Raw genomic sequence first — 18,482 nt, 5'->3', positions numbered from 1 at the left:
GACCCTCACCGATTCGCGGCGGCCCCGGTATCCACGAAAGGGCGGCACCCCTGTGCGGGGGGTGCCGCCCTTTTCCGTGCGTGCGTACCCTTCGGTAACCCCCACAGACGACATCCCCCCGAAGGAGAGCCGACCCCATGAGCGGCTGGAGCGCGACCGACATCCCCGACCAGCAGGGCCGTACGGCGGTGGTCACCGGAGCCAACACCGGCATCGGCTACGTCACCGCACGCGAACTGGCCCGCGCGGGCGCCCACGTGGTCCTGGCCTGCCGCAGCGAGCCGCGCGGCACCGCGGCCCTGGACCGGCTGACGTCCGAAGTGCCGGGCGCGCGGGCCGAGTTCGCGCCGCTCGACCTCGGGGACCTCGCCTCCGTACGCGCCTTCGCCGAGGCCCGCCAGGACCGCCCGCTCGACCTCCTCGTCAACAACGCGGGCGTGATGGCGCTCCCGTTCGGGCGCACCGCCGACGGCTTCGAGACCCAGTTCGGCGTCAACCACCTCGGCCACTTCGCCCTGACCGGGCTGCTGCTGCCGAACCTGCTCGCGGCGCCCGCGCCCCGCGTCGTCTCCGTCTCCAGCGCGCTGCACGCCCTGGCCAACATCGACATCGCCGACCTCAACAGCGAGCGCAAGTACGGACGTTGGGTCGCCTACGGGCGGTCCAAGACGGCCAACCTGCTGTTCGTGCACGAGCTGTCGCGGCAGGCGAGGGCGGCGGGCTCGAACCTCGTCGCGGCGGCCGCGCACCCCGGGTACGCGGCGACCGAACTGCAGGCGCGCAGCGCCCGGATGGAGGGCCGCAAGGGCCTGGAGCGGTTCTTCGAGGTCGGCAACCGGTTCTTCGGACAGCCCGCGGCGGACGGGGCCCTGCCGACGCTGCGCGCGGCCACGGACCCGGGCGTGCGCCCCGACGACTTCTTCGGCCCGCGCGTGCTGATGTGGCGGGGCGCCCCCACCACGTCCTGGCGGGCGTCGTGGACGGTCAACGACGCGGCGGGGGAGCGGCTGTGGGCCGCGTCGGAGCAGCTGACGGGCGTGGACTTCAAGGCGCTGGGCCGGTGAGGACGTCGGGCCGGCACCCCCTCCAGCAGGGGTGCCGGCCCGACGTCGGTCATGGGTGCGGCGGTCAGCTGTTGGCGTCGGCCTTGCGGCGGCGCACCACGTACACCGCACCGGCGCCGAGCACGACGGCCGCGCCGCCCGCCAGGCCGATCGTCGGCAGGGCGGAGGAGGAACCGGTGTGGGCGAGCGAGCCGTCGGTGGAGCCCGTACCGGAGTTGGCCACCGGGGAGGCGCTGCCCTGCGGCTTGGGCTTGTTGCCCTTGTCGGCGGGGGTGGTGGAGTTGCCGGCGCCGACCGGGTTGATCGTGAAGTAGTACTCGGTGGGCTCGCTGTAGCCGCAGCTCTCGTCGCGGTTGAAGTGGATGCCCGCGGCGACGCTGACGCCCTCGCCGGCCGGGGTCGAGCGGTCGATCGTCAGACGCAGCGGCACCTCGACGCCCGCACCCGACTTCACGTTGGTGAACTCGCCCGCGATGTCGCCCGTGCCGAGGGACTTCCAGGCGCCGCCTTGCTTGGCCTTGAGGTGCAGCTTGTCGGTGATTTCCTTGCCGTCGGACTTCGCGAACGCGGCCACCTCGGCGTACGGCAGCACCGCGTCGAGGGTCCGCTTGCTGGTGTTCGTCACGCTCAGCTTGAAGTCGACCGAGGAACCGGCGGCGACCTTCGAGGGCAGGCCGGAGAGGGCCACCTTGAGCGTGGAGTCGGGTGCGCAGTCGGGGTCGGTGGGCTCGCTCGGGTCGCCCGGCTCGTCGTCCCGCGCGTCGGCGAGCGCCTTCTCGGCGGCCTCCTTCGCGACGCGGGCCTCCTCGACGGCCTTCTGGGCCTCGTCGATCTGCCGCGCGAGCTCGACGCGGGCGTCGTCGCGGGCCTTGCCGGCGGCCGCGAGCTCGGCGTCGGCGTTCGACTTGGCGGTGGCGGCTTCGGTGGCGGCGGCCTGGGCCTTCTTCAGTTCCTCCTCGGCCGCGGCCTTGTCCGCTTCGGCGGCCTCGTCGAGCTTCTTCTGCGCCTCGGTGACCGCCGTGTCGGCGGTGGTCTTCGCGGCCGCGGCCTTGTCGGCCGCAGCCTGCGCCTCGGCGACGGCGACCATGAGCGGGTGCTCCGGCTTCGTCGTGGCGTCGAACTTGTCCTCCAGCGCCTGCTCGGCGGCGACCGCCGCCTTGTACGCCTTCCGCGCCTCCTTCACCGCCTTCTTCAACTCGGCTATGGAGGGCTTCTGCTCGGTCTGGGCCGCAGGCTTCGTGTCGGCGAACGCCGGAGAGACGGACAGCAGCGCCACCGGAGCGGTCACGGCGGCGACTGCGGCTGTCGCGAGAATCTGACGGATCTGCACGGGACGCCCTCTGTTCGGATCGGAGTAAGGCGCGAATAAGCGCTGAGGTGCCGAGATCCTAAGGCGGTTCGAGGGCGCCCGTGCGGGGCTTTCTGTCCGGGTGTGAGCGGTGTTCTGCGCTTACTGAGGACGAAATACGGACGGATCGTGAAAGTTGCTCTCTATCCCTGTGTTTTCTCTGTGACTGATGTCACGGCTGGTTCAACGCACCGCGTACGTCCCGACGGTGACCGCGTCGTCGTCCAGGCACCGCCCCGTCTCCAGGTCGAAGCGCTGCTTCAGCAGCGGCGAGGCCACGAACGGCCGGCCCTCCGCCGAGCCGAGCAGCCCGCGCGAGAGCACGGACGCCCCCGTGAACGGGTCGGTGTTGTCGATCGCGTACACGCGGCCCGCGCGGTCCATGAACACCGCCGCCTGGCGGCCGTCCGGCAGCAGCACGGCGACGCCGCGCCCCCCGCTCAGGCGGGCCGGCTCGCACACGGCCAACGGCTCGCCGTCCACGTCGAGTTGGACGAGGGTCGTGGTGGTCGTCAGTTCAGGGGCAATGGTCATCGGACGGCCAGTCCTTCCAGGGGAATCAGCGGCAGCTCGGGCTTGATCTGGTCGCGCTCGGGCATGAAGCGGACCGTCGGGTCCGGGGTGTCGGGGGCGTTGACGAAGGACACGAAGCGGGCGAGGCGCTCGGGGTCGTCGATGGTCTCGGCCCACTCGTCGCGGTAGTGCGCGACGTGCGCCCGCATCAGGGCTTCCAGCTCGTCGCAGATGCCGAGCGAGTCGTGCACGACGACGTCCCGTACGTGGTCGAGCCCGCCGTCGATCCGCTCCAGCCAGGTCGACGTGCGCTCCAGGCGGTCGGCGGTGCGGACGTAGAACATCAGGAACCGGTCGATGAGCCGGATCAGTTCGGCGTCGCTCAGGTCCTGGGCGAGGAGGTCGGCGTGGCGCGGGGTCATGCCGCCGTTGCCGCCCACGTACAGGTTCCAGCCGTTGGCTGTGGCGATGACGCCGAAGTCCTTCGACTGGGCCTCCGCGCACTCGCGGGCGCACCCGGACACCGCCGACTTCAGCTTGTGCGGCGCGCGCAGGCCCCGGTAGCGCAGCTCCAGGTCGATCGCCATCCTCACCGAGTCCTGCACGCCGTAGCGGCACCAGGTCTGTCCCACGCACGACTTCACGGTGCGCAGCGCCTTGCCGTACGCGTGCCCGGACTCGAAGCCGGCGTCGACCAACCGGGCCCAGATCATGGGTAGTTGGTCGACCCGCGCGCCGAACAGGTCGATGCGCTGGCCGCCCGTGATCTTCGTGTAGAGGCCGAAGTCGCGGGCCACCTCGCCGATCACGATCAGCTTCTCGGGGGTGATCTCGCCGCCGGGGATCCGGGGCACGACCGAGTACGAGCCGTTCTTCTGGAGGTTGGCGAGGAAGTGGTCGTTGGTGTCCTGGAGTGCGGCCTGCTCGCCGTCGAGGACATAGCCGTCCGCGCCGATCGACGGGGCGAGCGAGGCGATGATCGAGCCGACGGTCGGCTTGCAGATCTCGCAGCCCTCGCCGCCGCGCGCACCCTCCCGGCCGTGCTCGTCGAGGAGCTGCGCGTACGTCGTGATCCGCTTGACGCGCACGATCTCGTACAGCTCCGAGCGGGTGTGCGCGAAGCAGCCGCACAGCCCGTCGTCGCCCGACTTCGGCAGCAGCTGGCCGATGAGCTTGACGCAACTGCCGCAGCCCGTACCGGCCTTGGTGCACTTCTTCACCTCGGGCAGCGAGGTGTGCTCGCAGATCTCGCCCTTGGTGACGTTGTGGCAGGAGCAGATCACGGCGTCGGCGGGCAGCGCCTCCGGGCCGAGCTGGGCGGGGGCTCCCGCGCCCGCCGGGAGGACCAGCTGCTCGGGGGCGATCGGCGGCACGGTCCCGGTGAGCGCGCGCAGCGTCCCGTATGCCTCGGCGTCGCCGACGAGGATGCCGCCGAGCAGCTCGCCCTCGCCGCCGATCACGAGCTTCTTGTACGTGCCCGAGCGCGAGTCGGAGTAGACGACGTCGAGGCAGCCCTCGGCGGCGCCGTGCGCGTCGCCGAACGAGGCGACGTCGACGCCGAGCAGCTTGAGTTTGGTGGAGAGGTCGGCGCCGGTGAAGGACGCGTCCGCGTCGGCGAGGGTGTCGGCGACCGTGAGCGCCATCTCGTAGCCGGGGGCCACCAGTCCGTACACCCGGCCGTCGGAGGCGAGCGCGCACTCGCCGATCGCGAAGACGTCGGGGTCGCTGGTGCGGCACCGTTCGTCGACGGCGATGCCGCCGCGCTCGCCGACCGTGAGGCCCATGTCGCGGGCGAGCTGGTCGCGGGGGCGGACGCCGGCGGAGAACACGACGAGGTCGGTGGCGAGTTCGGAGCCGTCGGACAGCTTCATGCCGCGTACGGCGTCGTCCGCGTCGGTGACGATCTCCTGGGTGCCGACGCCCGTGTGCACGTCGAGCCCCATGTCCGAGATGGTCTTCAGCAGGGCGGCGCCACCGCCGTCGTCGACCTGCACCGGCATCAGGCGCGGCGCGAACTCCACGATGTGGGTGGAAAGGCCGAGCCCCTGCAGCGCGCCCGCGGCCTCGAGGCCGAGCAGTCCGCCGCCGACGACGGCGCCGACCGTCGCGTTGTTCTTCGCGTACTCCTCGATCGCGTACAGGTCCTCTATCGTCCGGTACACGAAACAGCCGGTCGCGTCCTTGCCGGGCACCGGCGGGACGAACGGGTACGAGCCGGTGGCCAGCACGAGCGTGTCGTAGTCGACCTTGAGGCCGGAGCGCGCGTGCACGGTGCGGGCCTCGCGGTCGACGACCACGGCGGGGTCGCCGACGTACAGCTCGATGCCGTGCTTCTCGATGAACTCCGGGTCCGTCATGGAGAGTTCCTCGGGCGTGGTGCCCGAGAAGTACGAGGTGAGGTGCACGCGGTCGTAGGCGGGGCGCGGCTCCTCGCACAGGACGACCACGCGGTGCGACTCCGTGAGTCCGCGCTCGGCGGCGGCTTCGAGGAAGCGCTGGCCGACCATGCCGTGGCCGATGAGAACGATGGTGGGCATGTCAGAGGCCTCCGTCGTGGGTGAGCAGGTGCAGCAGAGGCGCGCCAACAGCGTCGTCGGCGGGCAGTGATTCGTCGGACTCCCAGGCGTGCGCGAGCGCGCCGACCGTGGCCAGCTCCCCGACCAGCACCCCGCCGACCAGGCGGTCGCCGCGCACGACGACCTTCCGGTACGTGCCGCGGGTGGCGTCGGCGAGCTGCACGACGTCGTCGCCGGGCAGCGCCTCGGTCTCGCCGAACGCGGCGAGGTCGAGCGGCCCGGCCTCGTGCGGGAGGGTGAGCCGGGTGAGCGTGCGGGTGCCGGTGTACGCGCTGTCGGTGCCGGTCAGCAGGTCGGCCAGCGCGTCGGCCTGTTCCAGGGCCGGGGTCGCCAGACCGTAGACCGTGTCGGCGTGCTGGGTGCAGTCGCCGACCGCGCGGATGTGCGGATCGCTGGTGCGCAGCGCGTCGTCGACGACGATCCCCTTGCGGACGTCGAGCCCCGCGGCCTGCGCGAGGCCGACGCGGGGGCGGACGCCGCAGGCGAGGACGGTGACGTCGGTGCCGAGCACGTATCCGTCGTGCAGTTCGACGCGGCGGACGTGGCCCTCGACGACACCGACGCCACGCACCCGGCACTCGGTGTGGATCTCCACGCCGAGGTCGGTGAGGTGGCGGCGGACGAGTTCGGAGGAGTTCGGGTCGAGCTGGCGCTCCATCAGCCGCTCGGACTGCTGGGTGAGGACCACCTGCGCGCCGCGCCGGGCGAGCGCGCGGGCCGCGGAGACACCGAGGAGGCCGCCGCCGATGACGACGGCGCGGGTGCCGTCGGTGACGGCCTCGGTCAGCGCCAGGCAGTCGTCCATCGTGCGGAACGCGTGGACGCCGCCCGGCAGTTCGGTGGCGTCCGGAGCGAACAGGCCGCGCAGCGGCGGCAGTACGGGGTTCGAGCCGGTGGCGAGGACGAGGGTGTCGTAGCCGACCTCGTCCCCGTTCTCGCACTGCACGAGCCGCCGCTCGCGGTCGATCCGGACGGCGCGGGTGCGCAGGTGCGGCCCGGTGGCGCGGGGCAGCTCGATGACCTCGGGCGCGTACGTCCCGGCCAGCACCTCGGCGAGCAGCACGCGGTTGTACGGGGCGTGCGTCTCCTCGCCGATCAGCGTGGCGCGCTCGCCGAGCCGGTGGGCGACGCGGGTGCCGGCGAGGCCGGTGCCGATGACGACGACGCGGCCGGGGCCGGTCGTGGCGTCGACGTGCTCGTACGGTGCGGTCATGCATCGCAGCGTGCGCGGCGGGTGTTACCCGGTGGCGTCCCGATGGTTTCCCGGGGGGAACGGTGCGCTCAGCGGGGCCGGTGGGCGGATGTGAGGGAAACGTAGCGGGCTTAACCCGTGTTCAGTCCGTCCTCAAGGGTGCCTTAAGGATCGGCCGTACGGCGCTGACCAGCCCAAACCCCGGCCCCGCGGACCCTAGTGTGCCGGTCGTGACCACCAAGGCCGTCGATCCCGAACTCGCCCGCTACCCCGCTCTGGCGTCCTACCGCCGACAGACCGAGAAGCCCCGCAAGGCCCCGCCGATCCCGCCGCGCCCCCGCAGGGCGCCCCGGGTGCGGCCCGCGGCGCCCGCCCGGCTCACCCCGCACGGGCTGCGCGCCGGGATCCGCGCGGGCGCGCTGCTCGTGACCGCGCTGTGGATGGCGCAGATACGCCCCTCGGCACGCATCGACGCGCTGTTCACGACCGGCGCCCACCTCAGCGGACTGCTCGCCGGGTACGGGATCCTGGTCATGCTCTTCCTCATGGCGCGGGTGCCCGCCGTCGAGCACGGCATCGGCGCCGACCGGCTCGCCCGCCACCACGCGCGCGGCGGCCGGCACGTCCTCACCCTGTGCGCCGCCCACGTCGTGCTCGCCCTGTGCGGATACGCGGCGCACACCGGGACCGACCTGGTCGGCACGGTCACCGAGCTGCTCGGCTATCCGGGGATCGCCGCGGCGGCGGCCGGCACCGTGCTGTTCGCCGCGGTCGGAGTGAGCAGCGCCCGCGCCGTCCGCCGCCGCGTCGGGCACGGCACGTGGCGGGGCCTGCACCTGCTGACGTACCTTGCCGCGGCGCTGGCCTCCGCGCACCAGCTGTCGGGCCCCGACATCGCGTCCGGTCCGCTCGGCCTCGGCCTGTGGTCGCTGCTGCACGCCACCGTCGCGGTGCTGCTGGTCTGGTACCGGCTCGTCGTCCCGGTGCGGCAGGCGCTGCGGCACCGGCTGCGGATCGTCGACGTACGGCAGGAGGGGCCCGGCGTCGCCTCCGTCCTGATGCGCGGCACCGATCTCGGTCTGCTGCGCGCCGAACCGGGCCAGTTCCTGCGCTGGCGGTTCCTCACCCGACGCCTTTGGCACACGGCGCTGCCGTTCTCCCTGTCGGCGCCGGTCGACGGCGACCACGTCCGGGTCACCGTGAAGGCCGTCGGCGACCACACCCGCCGGGTGCGGCGGCTGCGGCCGGGGGTACGGGTGATCGCCACCGGCCCGTTCGGCGCGCTCACCGCGCACCGCCGCACCCGGCGCAAGGTGCTGCTGCTCGCCGGGGGAGTGGGCATCACGCCGCTGCGGGCCCTGTTCGAGACGCTCCCCGGCGACCCGGGGGACATCACGCTCCTCTACCGCGCGAGCAGCGCGGAACAGCTGGTCCTGCGCGAGGAGTTGGAGTCCGTCGCCCGCACCCGCGGGGCTGCCCTGCACTACCTCCTCGGCCCCTCCGGAGCCGCCTTCGACCCCCTCGCCCCGCAGGCCCTGCGCGACCTCGTGCCCGAACTCCCCGACCATGACGTCTACTTGTGCGGACCGCCCGGCATGACGGAGACGGCGACGGCGGCACTGACCAGGGCGGGCGTCCCCGAGAGCCGCATCCACGCGGAGTCCTTCACCTACTGACCACGCACCCACCCGCCCCGCTCCCGGAGAAGAGAAGACACCCCCATGGGCCGCCACACCAGACCCGCCCGCACCGCACACGCCCCCACGGTCCAGGCCCGCCGCAGGTTCACCGCAGGACTCGCCTCGGCCAGCGCCCTGGTCGCGGCGTGCCTCGCGCTCACCGTCGACCCGGCGGCGCCCCCGGCCCCCGACCGGGCCGTCCCACATACCGGTACGGAACCCTCAGATCAACCTCAGCCTTCCAGGGCCCCCGAGGTCGTGCAGGCGGCGCGTCCGTAGAGTCCTGATCATGCCTGACATATCCCTGACCACCGTCGTCGTGCTGTGCGTCGCCGCGCTCGCGGCGGGCTGGGTCGACGCGGTGGTGGGCGGCGGCGGACTGCTCCTGCTCCCGGCCCTCCTCCTCGGCCTGCCGAACTCCGCCGCGGCGGGCCACGCCCTCGGCACCAACAAGGCCGTCGCCATCGTCGGCACCACCGGCGCCGCCGTCACCTACGCCCGCAAGGCCCCCGTCGACGTACGCCTCGCCGTCCGCATCGGGACGGCCGCGCTCGCCGGGTCGACCGGCGGGGCGCTGCTCGCGACGGGCATGAGCACGGACGTCCTCAAGCCGGTCGTGATGGTGGTCCTCGTGGCGGTCGGCGCGTTCGTCATCTTCCGCCCGGCGTTCGGCACGGCCCCGTCCGCGGTCCCGGCCTCGCCCCGCCGGATCTGGGCCGCCATCGGCTTCGCGGGCCTCGGCATCGGCTTCTACGACGGACTGATCGGCCCGGGCACCGGCACCTTCCTGGTCCTGGCCCTGACCGCGATCCTCCACCTCGACCTGGTGACCGCCTCCGCCACCGCGAAGATCGTCAACTGCTGCACCAACGCCGGTGCCCTGGCGATGTTCGCCTGGAAGGGCCAGGTGTACTGGCAGCTCGCGGGCCTGATGGCCGTGTTCAACCTCGCGGGCGGCATGGTGGGCGCGCACACCGCCCTGAAGCGGGGCGCCGGATTCGTGCGCGTCGTGCTCCTGACGGTGGTGTGCGCGCTCGTGGTGAAGATGGCGTACGAGCAGTGGGTGGCGTGAACCGCCTGCTCGGGAACGGGCGCTAGCGGCTTCCCGTCAGGTGCGCGAAGACGACGACGTTCCCCTGGTAGCCCGTCGTGCGCGAGTACGGTCCGCCGCAGGTGATCACCCGGAGTTCGGGGCGGCGGGCCGCGCCGTACACCTTCGCGTCGGGGAAGTGCTTCGCGTCGTACACCTCGACCGCGTCCACCGTGAACACCGCGGCCGAGCCGTCCCGCCGCTCCACCTCGATCGTGCGGCCGCGTTTCAGCGAGCCCAGGGCGTAGAAGACGGCCGGGCCGCGCGCGTTGTCGACGTGGCCCGCGACCACCGCCGTGCCCGTCTCGCCGGGCCTGGTGCCGGCCCGGTACCAGCCCGCGAGGTTCTTCCTGCCCGGCGGCGGCACGTCGAGGCTGCCGGAGCGGGTCAGGTCCAGGCCCATCAGCGGGGCGTCGACCTCGAGGGACGGGATGCGGATGCGGTCCGGCGGAGAAGGCGCCAGGGGCGCGGCAGCGGGCGCCTCACGGGCGCGGTCGACGTGGGCCTGCGCGGCGGACGGCTGGGGCGGCGGCTTCCCCTCGGCGCCGCTGGCCAGCAGCCAGGCGCCGGCGGCGAGGGCCAGGGCGGTGGCCGCTCCGGTGGCGGTGTTGACACGGTTCGTGGCGCGCGGGCGCGCGCCGGTGCGCGTGGGCTTGCGCATGGGGTCTTGGGTTCCTCGCAGTTCGTCACTCGGTCACAGGGCGGGGTGGTGCGGGACCGGCTCAGATGCGGTCGCCGCGCGCCCTGCGGTGCAGCAGCCAGGTGCCGCCCGCGGCGGCGAGGGCGAGCGCCGCGACGCCCGCGGAGGTCCGCGTGGGCTCGGGGCCGAGGGCGCCGCCGACGCCCGTGTCCACGTGCCCCTTGGGGAGCTGGGCCACGGAGGCGCCGGTGCCGGTCACGGAGACGATGAGGTCGCCCGTCACCTCGGGGCCGCTCGCACACCTCGCGACGATCTCGTACGTTCCCGGCTGCGCGGACACCGGGATCCGGAAGCGTCCCGTGGCGTTCGACGCGCCCGGGGCGCCCGCTTCCGGAGCCAGGGTGAAGGTGCCCGCGCCGACCGCGCTGGCGTCCCCGGTCGCCGTGTCGCTCCCGCCGCACGCGGTGGTGTCCACCGTGACCCGGTCGCCCGGCGCCGCCGTCGCCGGGTAGACCTCCAGGCCGCCCTGCGCGGCGGTCGCGGGGGCGGCGACGGCGAGCACCGCTGCCGTGGCCGCGGTCGTGAGGAACGCCGCCGCGGTCAGCGGTCGGCCCATGCCCCTGCGCACGCGCATCGTCCAAGCTCCTTCGCGGGCGTCGGGCGCGCCCTGCCAAGGACGAGATAAGTGCCAGTCGTCGCGTCCCGCCTCCTGATGTGCCGTCATGAGACCTGTCCGGGCAGCACTCCTGACGCCCCCTCGGGTACGTTCCAGCAGGTCAACGGCGTGCGGGCCGGAAAGTACCCGAAGGGGGCGGGGAGGCGTGCGACCGGGTGATGCCCGGTCAGTTCACCGCCACCGCGGACCAGGTGGCGGCCACGGCCGCGTACTCCTTGCCGTCCGCGCCGTACAGATCCTTGGCGGCCTTCAGCGTGGCCGTGCGAGCGCCCTTGTAGTCGGTGGACGACGTCATATAGACGGTCAGCGCGCGGTACCAGATCTTGCCGAGCTTCTCCTTGCCGATGCCGGGGAGCTTCGACTTGTCGCACGTCGGGCTGTCGTTCCGGACGCCGCCGACCGTCTTCGGGCCGCTGCCCTCGGCGAGCAGATACGCGAAGTGGTTCGCGACGCCGGAGGAGTAGTGCACGTCGAGGTTGCCGACGTTCTTGTTCCAGCAGTCGGCCGACTTTCCGTCCCGGCTGGGCCTGTCCATGTAGCGCAGGGCCGACGCCTTCGCCCCGGGCTTGACGATCTTCTCGCCGATGAGCCAGTCGCCGGGGTCGGAGGCGTTGTTCGCGTGGAACTCGACGAGCGTGCCGAAGATGTCGGAGGTGGCCTCGTTGAGGCCGCCGGACTCGCCGGAGTAGGTGAGGGCCGCGGTGGACGAGGTGACGCCGTGGGACATCTCGTGGCCCGTCACGTCGAGGGCGACCAGCGGGCCGAACGTCTTGCCGTCGCCGTCCCCGTACGTCATGCAGAAGCAGTTGTCGTCCCAGAAGGCGTTGTTGTAGTCCTTCCCGTAGTGGACGCGGTTGTACGAGCCCTTGCCGTCGTCGGCTATGCCGATCCGGCCGTGCATGTCCTTGTAGTAGTCCCGGGTCCGGTCCGTGCCGTACTGGGCGTCGACGGCGGCCGTGCTGCGGTCCGTTGCCTTGCCCGTGCCCCAGTGGTTGTCGGCGTCGGTGAAGACCTTGGCCGGGGCGCGTTCGAGGCAGATGCCGAGGACGCAGGTGTCGGTCTTGTTGTTCGCGTCGCCGGTGTAGGTGTTGCCGCGGGTGGCGTCGTTCAGCTGGTAGCCGCCGGAGGAGGCGCGGCTGGTGGTGAGGGCGACGGTGCCGGAGTAGAGGGAGCGGCCCTCGCCCGTGGGGGCGGCGGTTTCGAGGCTGTCCCAGGAGTCGATGCCGGCGCCGGTGGTGGCGTCGGTGAGGACCGTACGGGCCATGGGGTTGCCGAGGGAGTCCTTGGCGGCGGCGGTCGTCCGCCAGGCCAGCTTGGGGCTGCCGTGCAGCGCGTCCACGACGAGCTGGGGCTTGGCCACGAGGCTGTGGAGCAGCGTGCCGGGGTTGGCCTCGCGCAGCAGCGTCGTGGCGAGGTCCGCGGCCTTGGGGGCGGAGAGGCGGGGTGTCGTGGTGGGCACGGAGACGCTGCCGGGGACGGCGCGGTCGGTGCCCTCGTACGTGCCGTCGGCGGCCGTGTGCACGACGAAGTCCCCGCCAAGGACGGGGAGCTGACCGTACGTCCGGTCGTACCGCACGTGCCGGGCCCCGTCCGGGTCGGTGATCACGTCCCGTACGGAGGTGGCCTCGGCGGAGTCGGGGGCCGCGGTCGCCGTGGGGGCGAGGGCGAGGGTGGCGGCGAGGAGGGTGGCCAGGGTGGTGATGCCGGTGGTGAGGCGCGATGTGGTCCGTATGTGTCTCATCAGGCGGCTCCGTGGGGACGATGAGATGAGCGGCGACTTCAGATCCTGACGCTGATTCAGTTTTAGGGGTCCATGACAAACGGAGTCCAGGGATCCACGGTGTCGGACCTGTGAAGGAGGAGGGTGGGCGGGGGTGGTCAGTCCCCGCTTCCCCTGCCCATCTCCCACCCACCCGCCCCCTCCGGGGGCGTAGGCCCTGCGGGGTGCCGTGTGCCGCTACCGCCTTGGGCAATCTGCCGCCTTGGGCGGCAGGGTGGGCAAGGCGGCCCCCGGTGCGGCGCGCCGATGACGAGGGGTCCGGCCCCGGTCGACCAAGTGGGCCCCGGTGCCGCGCGTCGGTTACGAGGGCCCCGGGCCCGGTCCGCCCGGTGACCCCGCCCGCTCCACCCGCACCGCGCACACCTTGAACTCCGGCATCCGCGACGCGGGATCAAGCGCCGGATTGGTCAACGTGTTGGCCCGGCCCGCCCCCGGCCAGTGGAACGGCATGAAGACCGTGTCCGGGCGGATCGTCGAGGTGAGGCGGGCCGGCGCCTCGACCCGGCCGCGGCGCGACGTCACCGCGACCGCGTCACCCTGCGCCACCCCGAGCCGCCCCGCCAGCCGCGGATGCAGCTCCACGAACACCCCGGGAGCCGCCTTGTTGAGCTCCGGCACACGCCGCGTCTGCGCCCCTGACTGGTACTGGGACACGACCCGCCCCGTCGTCAGATACAGCGGGTACTCCGCATCCGGCTCCTCCGCCGCCGCCCGGTGCGCCACCGGCACGAACCGCGCCCGCCCGTCCTCCGTGGCGAACCGTTCGAGAAAGAGCCGCGGCGTACCGGAGGAACCCTCGGCGTCGGCGGAACACGGCCAGAAGACACCCTCCCCCTCGGCCAACCGCTCGTAGCTGATCCCGGAGTAGTCCGCCGGCCCACCCGCGGACGCGCGCCGCAGCTCGTCGAAGACCTCCCGCGCCTCCGTCGGGAACCCCTTCTCAAGATCGGGCGCGAGCCGCGCCGCGAGCCCCTGCAGGACGTCCAGATCGGACCTGACCCCCGCCGGAGGCGTCAGCGCGCGCCGCCGCAGCAGCACCCGCCCCTCCAGATTCGTCACCGTCCCCGTCTCCTCGGCCCACTGCGTCACCGGCAGCACCACATCGGCCAGTTCGGCGGTCTCGGACAGGACGACATCCGCGACGGCCAGGAAGTCGAGCGAACGGATCCGGGACTCGACATGCGCCGCCCGGGGCGCCGACACCACCGGATTCGAACCCATCAGGAGCAGCGCCCGGATGTCACCGCCCAGCGCGTCGAGCAGCTCGTACGCCGACCGCCCCGGCCCTGGCAGCGCGTCCGGATCCACCCCCCAGACCTCCGCCACATGGGCCCGCGCCGCCGGATCCGTGAGCTTGCGGTACCCGGGCAACTGGTCCGCCTTCTGGCCGTGTTCACGGCCGCCCTGCCCGTTGCCCTGACCGGTCAGGCACCCGTACCCGGAGAACGGCCGGCCCGGCCGCCCCGTCGCGAGCGCCAGGTTGATCCACGCGCCCACCGTGTCCGTGCCCTTGGACTGCTGCTCCGGCCCGCGCGCGGTGAGCACCATCGCCGATTCGGCCCCGGTGAACATGCCGACGGCCTCGCGCAGTTGGGGCACCGGCACCCCCGTGACCCGCTCCACGTACTCCGGCCAGTGCGCCATCGCTGCCGACCGGGCCTCCTCCCAGCCCCGCGTACGGTCGCGTACGTACTCCTCGTCGACCCGGCCGTCCGCCACCACCAAGTGCAGCATCCCGAGCGCGAGCGCCAGGTCCGTGCCGGGGCGGGGCGCCAGATGCAGGTCGGCCTGGTCCGCGGTGCGGGTGCGGCGGGGGTCGATCACGATCAACGTGCCGCCGTTGGCCTTGAGCTCGGAGAGATAGCGCAGCGCGGGCGGCATCGTCTCGGCCAGGTTCGAGCCGACCAGGATCACGCACCCGGCGCGCGGAATGTCCTCCAGCGGGAACGGCAGCCCTCGGTCGAGCCCGAACGCCTTCTGCCCCGCGGCGGCCGCCGACGACATGCAGAACCGGCCGTTGTAGTCGATCTGCGAGGTGCCGAGCACGATGCGGGCGAACTTGCCCAGCGCGTACGCCTTCTCGTTCGTCAGGCCGCCCCCGCCGAACACGCCGCACGCGTCCGCCCCGTGCCCGGCACGCGCGCGTGCCAGACCGTCCGCGACCCGGTCAAGGGCCTCCTCCCAGGTGGCGGGCGTCAGCTCACCGGTGGCGGCGCTGCGGACCAGCGGCTCCGTGAGCCGCACTCCGGAGGAGAGCACGGACGCGGCGCTCTGCCCCTTGCCGCACAGCGCGCCCTGGTTGACCGGGAAGTCCGCGCGGCCCTCGACCGCGGGCCCCGGCAGCACGTTCATGCCGCACTGAAGGGCGCAGTACGGACAGTGGGTGGGCGTCGCCGTCGTGTTGAGCATGCCGTCGAGGGTGCGCCGGGTGTGTTGCCGGTCGGCGCGCGCCCGGTTACGTGGCCGGAACGAGCATCTCCCGGCCGTCCTACGGACGGCGTGAGGTCCACTCCAGGGCCTCCCGCACGCCCTTCTCCTCACGGCCGAGGAAGTGCGGGTCCGGCCGCACCGCCACGTCGAGCGCCGCCTTCGCCGCCGCGAGCGTCTCCCGCGCCCCGCCCGCGTACCAGGTCACGTCGTGCGGTTCGGCGACCCCGAGCCCGTACGAGGAGACGCCCGCGGCCCGGCACAGGGCCACCGCGCGCCGCGCGTGGAAGTCCTGGGTGACCAGGACGGCCCGGTCGACGCCGAAGATCTTCTTCGCGCGGACGCAGGAGTCCCAGGTGTCGAAGCCCGCGTAGTCGCTGACCACGGCCTTCGACGGCACCCCGTGGCGGGTCAGGTACGCGCGCATGGCGTCCGGCTCGTCGTACTCCTCGCGGCTGTTGTCGCCCGTGACGAGCAGGACGCGGACCTTCCCCGCGCGGTACAGCTCGGCCGCCGCGTCGAGCCGGTGCGCCAGGTACGGGGAGGGCTCCCCGTCCCACAGGCCCGCCCCGAACACCACCGCCACCTCGGTGCGCGGCACGTCCGCCGGCGTCCGCAGCCGGTCCCCGGTCGACACGAACAGCCAGGTCGACGGCAGCAGCGCCAGCACGCAGGCCACCATGACCGCCTGGACGGTCCTGCGCTGAGCCCTCCGGGTGCGTGGCAGGTGCATCGCGGGCCCCCCTGTGTGGTTGATCGGCAACGGCGCGGCCTAAGACGCCTCCGCGCCCCCGCCGGTTCACCCGCACCGGCGTTACGGCCTCGGGGCTCCGCCCCGGACCCCGCGCCTCAATCGCCGGCGGGGCTGGAAAGATCGGGGCTCCGCCCCGGACCCCGCTGCTCAATCGCCGCAGGGGCTCAATATGCCCGCCCGCCGCAGGGGCTCAAGATGCCCACCCGCCGCAGGGGCTTGAGGTGTCGCCGCCGCCTTGGGCAATCTGCCGCCTTGGGCGGCAGGGTGGGCAAGGCGGCACCCCGGTGCCGCGCAACCGGAACGGCTCACCGCACCCCCGCCCACCCGGTGAACGACCGGCAACCACCCGTCACCGCCCCGCAACAGCCCGGCAACCCCCGCCCGGCACGATCTGTTCATGACGGACGAGTCGTACGGCCCCATGGACCACGGCACGACCCACCTGGATCACACAGTCGGCACGGCGGGACTCCTCACCATGATCAGCGACCAGCTCGGCAGCAGACTCAGCCACGTCTCCCCGCTGCGCGCCCCCCGGCAGCCACCGGCCCTCGTGCTCGTGGCGCACGGCAGCCGCGACCCTCGGGCCCTGGCCACCGTCTCGGAGCTCGCCGAGCGGATACGCGCGCGACGCCCCGGCCTCACCGTCCGCCTCGGCCACATCGAGCTCAACGAGCCGCTCCTTGACGACACCCTCGCCGGGCTGCGCGCCGGGCGTGCCGTCCTCGTGCCGCTGCTCCTCTCCCGCGGCCACCACGTCAAGCACGACCTGCCGCGGGCCGCCGACGCCGCAGACCACCTGCTCACCCGCGTCGCCGACCCGCTCGGCCCGCACCCGCTGCTCGTCGAGGCCCTGCACGACCGGCTCGTCGAGGCCGGCTGGCCCGAGCACCCCACCGACCGGGACCGCCGCCGCGCCGGAGTCGTCCTCGCCGCGGCCGGTTCCCGCGACCCGCACGCCGCCGCCGACGTCCGCCGCACGGCCGCGCTCCTCGCCCGCCGCCTCGGCGTCCCCGTCGTCCCGGGCTACGCGTCCGCCACCGCCCCCGACATCGCCACGGCCGTCCGCTCCCTCATCGCCCACGGCCGCGACCGGATCGCCGTCGCCTCGTACTTCACCGCCCCCGGCCGCTTCGCCTCGGAGGCCGCGGCGGCGGCGCCCGGCATCGCCGCGGCGCCGCTCGGCACCCACCCGGCCCTGGCCCGCCTCGTCCTGCACCGCTACGACCGGGCACCGGCCACGGCCACGTACGCCCCGGTGGCGCGTACCGCGTCCGTCTGAGCCGTCGCGGCTCCCGGTTGTCGGTGGCTGGCCGTACTGTCGGGCCATGGAAGACAGCGTGGGCAGCGACACGTACGACGAGGCGGCGGCCGAGCGCTGGGCCCCCGAGCCCGACAAGCGCCCGGGGCGCACGGCGTTCCAGCGCGACCGGGCCAGGGTGCTGCACTCCTCGGCGCTGCGCCGCCTCGCGGGCAAGACCCAGGTCGTCACGCCGGGCACCCGCAGCAGGCACTGGGACGCGAGCCCGCGCACGCGGCTCACGCACTCCCTGGAATGCGCCCAGGTGGGACGGGAGTTGGGCGCCGCGCTCGGCTGCGACCCCGACCTCGTCGAGACGGCCTGCCTCTCGCACGACCTCGGCCACCCGCCCTTCGGGCACAACGGCGAGCAGGCGCTCAACGAGGTGGCGGAGGACTGCGGCGGCTTCGAGGGGAACGCGCAGTCGCTGCGCCTGCTCACCCGCATCGAGCCCAAGCGCTTCGTGCGCAGCGAGACCACCGGTGAGCTGACCAGCGTCGGGCTGAACCTGACGCGGGCCGCACTGGACGCCGCGACGAAGTACCCGTGGCCGCGAGGCGAGCACCCCAGCGACCCCGACTCACAGAAATTCGGGGTCTACGAGGACGACCGGCCGGTCTTCGACTGGATCAGAAAGATGTCACCCGGCCGCCGCACCTGCTTCGAGGCGCAGGTCATGGACTGGTCGGACGACGTGGCGTACTCCGTGCACGACCTCGAAGACGGCCTGCACGCGGGGCACTTGGATCCGAACATGCTGCACGCCGAGCCCGAGCGCGCCGACGTCTTCGCGGTCGCCATCGGGCGCTACGTTCCCGAGGACACGGATCCCGCCGAGCTCTCCGCCGCCCTCGACCGCCTCCTCGACCAGGAGTGGTGGCCGCACGGCTACGACGGCACGGCGGTCGCCCAGGCCCGCCTCAAGGACGCGACCAGCCAGCTGATCGGGCGGTTCTGCCTCGCCGCCGAGGGCGCGACACGCGCGAGACACGGCACGGGCCGATTGACACGCTACGCGGCGGAGCTGGTGGTGCCGCGCGCCGCCCGGTTCGAGTGCGCGGTGCTCAAGGCGGTCGCCGACCGGTATGTGATGCAGCGCCCCCAGCAGGAGCGGCTGCGGGCCGATCAGCGCGTCGTGGTCGCCGAGTTGGCGCAGGCGCTGACCTCCCGCGCGCCCGAAGGACTCGACCCGCAGTTCCGCGCGCTGTTCGACGCCGCGCCCGACGACCGCGCGAAGAAGCGCGTGATCGTCGATCAGATCGCCTCGCTGACGGACGCCTCGGCGAGATCCCTGCACGCGCGGCTCACCGCCGACGGGGATCATCGAGGGGGAGACGCGACCACTGGGCGTGACGAAAAGATGCCCTGATCGGGCCACGCCCCCTTCCCGCATTACGCTGCGTGCGGGACGCTCGCATATGACGGCATGGCAATGAGGAGGCA

The 18,482-nt window shown here is 73.2% G+C and carries 14 protein-coding genes; 5 read left to right on the top strand and 9 right to left on the bottom strand.

Annotated elements, in window-relative coordinates; translation table 11 throughout:
* Positions 1-137: 137 nt before the first annotated feature.
* On the top strand, positions 138-1,064 hold the full coding sequence (locus tag ACZ7L4_RS16955) for an oxidoreductase (RefSeq protein WP_472103223.1): 927 nt from the start codon (positions 138-140) through the stop codon (positions 1,062-1,064).
* Between the two features lie 64 nt (positions 1,065-1,128).
* Here ACZ7L4_RS16955 and ACZ7L4_RS16950 read toward each other — a convergent pair whose 3' ends face one another.
* From ACZ7L4_RS16950 to ACZ7L4_RS16935, 4 genes are all read right to left on the bottom strand, one after another.
* Positions 1,129-2,394: an LPXTG cell wall anchor domain-containing protein gene (locus ACZ7L4_RS16950; protein WP_472103221.1), complete on the bottom strand. Its 1,266-nt coding sequence runs from the start codon at positions 2,392-2,394 to the stop codon at positions 1,129-1,131.
* A gap of 201 nt (positions 2,395-2,595) precedes the next feature.
* The gene (nirD, locus tag ACZ7L4_RS16945; RefSeq protein ID WP_472103219.1) at positions 2,596-2,946 is read right to left on the bottom strand and encodes a nitrite reductase small subunit NirD; all 351 of its coding nucleotides are present in this window, start codon (positions 2,944-2,946) and stop codon (positions 2,596-2,598) included.
* Positions 2,943-5,462, bottom strand: a complete 2,520-nt coding sequence (gene nirB, locus ACZ7L4_RS16940) for a nitrite reductase large subunit NirB (RefSeq protein WP_472103217.1) — start codon at positions 5,460-5,462, stop codon at positions 2,943-2,945. Before nirB ends, nirD begins: the two co-directional genes overlap by 4 nt.
* Before the next feature lies 1 nt (position 5,463).
* On the bottom strand, positions 5,464-6,714 hold the full coding sequence (locus ACZ7L4_RS16935) for an NAD(P)/FAD-dependent oxidoreductase (protein WP_472103215.1): 1,251 nt from the start codon (positions 6,712-6,714) through the stop codon (positions 5,464-5,466).
* 200 nt (positions 6,715-6,914) lie between these two features.
* On the opposite strand from ACZ7L4_RS16935, the gene ACZ7L4_RS16930 reads away from it, so the two are divergent.
* Together ACZ7L4_RS16930 and ACZ7L4_RS16925 are read left to right on the top strand one after the other, a co-directional pair.
* A complete protein-coding gene (locus ACZ7L4_RS16930; protein WP_472103213.1) occupies positions 6,915-8,369 on the top strand; it encodes a ferredoxin reductase family protein in 1,455 nt (484 codons plus the stop codon).
* A gap of 292 nt (positions 8,370-8,661) precedes the next feature.
* Positions 8,662-9,444 carry a sulfite exporter TauE/SafE family protein gene (locus tag ACZ7L4_RS16925; protein WP_450809547.1) on the top strand — a complete coding sequence of 261 codons (783 nt, stop codon included), beginning with the start codon at positions 8,662-8,664 and terminating at the stop codon, positions 9,442-9,444.
* A 22-nt stretch (positions 9,445-9,466) separates the two neighbouring features.
* On the opposite strand, the gene ACZ7L4_RS16920 is transcribed toward ACZ7L4_RS16925, so the two are convergent.
* From ACZ7L4_RS16920 to ACZ7L4_RS16900, 5 genes are all read right to left on the bottom strand, one after another.
* The gene (locus ACZ7L4_RS16920) at positions 9,467-10,123 is read right to left on the bottom strand and encodes a class F sortase (RefSeq protein ID WP_472103211.1); all 657 of its coding nucleotides are present in this window, start codon (positions 10,121-10,123) and stop codon (positions 9,467-9,469) included.
* A 61-nt stretch (positions 10,124-10,184) separates the two neighbouring features.
* Positions 10,185-10,736: a hypothetical protein gene (locus tag ACZ7L4_RS16915; protein ID WP_472103210.1), complete on the bottom strand. Its 552-nt coding sequence runs from the start codon at positions 10,734-10,736 to the stop codon at positions 10,185-10,187.
* A gap of 208 nt (positions 10,737-10,944) precedes the next feature.
* On the bottom strand, positions 10,945-12,519 hold the full coding sequence (locus ACZ7L4_RS16910; RefSeq protein WP_472103208.1) for a M4 family metallopeptidase: 1,575 nt from the start codon (positions 12,517-12,519) through the stop codon (positions 10,945-10,947).
* A 339-nt stretch (positions 12,520-12,858) separates the two neighbouring features.
* Positions 12,859-14,967, bottom strand: a complete 2,109-nt coding sequence (locus ACZ7L4_RS16905) for a molybdopterin oxidoreductase family protein (RefSeq protein WP_472103206.1) — start codon at positions 14,965-14,967, stop codon at positions 12,859-12,861.
* Positions 14,968-15,046: 79 nt separating this feature from the next.
* Positions 15,047-15,718 carry a SanA/YdcF family protein gene (locus tag ACZ7L4_RS16900; protein ID WP_472103204.1) on the bottom strand — a complete coding sequence of 224 codons (672 nt, stop codon included), beginning with the start codon at positions 15,716-15,718 and terminating at the stop codon, positions 15,047-15,049.
* Positions 15,719-16,160: 442 nt separating this feature from the next.
* Here ACZ7L4_RS16900 and ACZ7L4_RS16895 point away from each other — a divergent pair, with 442 nt between their 5' ends.
* Together ACZ7L4_RS16895 and ACZ7L4_RS16890 are read left to right on the top strand one after the other, a co-directional pair.
* Positions 16,161-17,021, top strand: coding sequence for a sirohydrochlorin chelatase (locus ACZ7L4_RS16895; protein WP_472104040.1), 861 nt, complete (start codon positions 16,161-16,163; stop codon positions 17,019-17,021).
* 46 nt (positions 17,022-17,067) lie between these two features.
* Positions 17,068-18,408: a deoxyguanosinetriphosphate triphosphohydrolase gene (locus ACZ7L4_RS16890; protein ID WP_472103202.1), complete on the top strand. Its 1,341-nt coding sequence runs from the start codon at positions 17,068-17,070 to the stop codon at positions 18,406-18,408.
* Positions 18,409-18,482 lie beyond the last annotated feature (74 nt).

The sequence above is a fragment of the Streptomyces sp. NPDC107575 genome (assembly GCF_055657265.1).
This window is presented reverse-complemented; position numbering and strand designations above follow the sequence as displayed.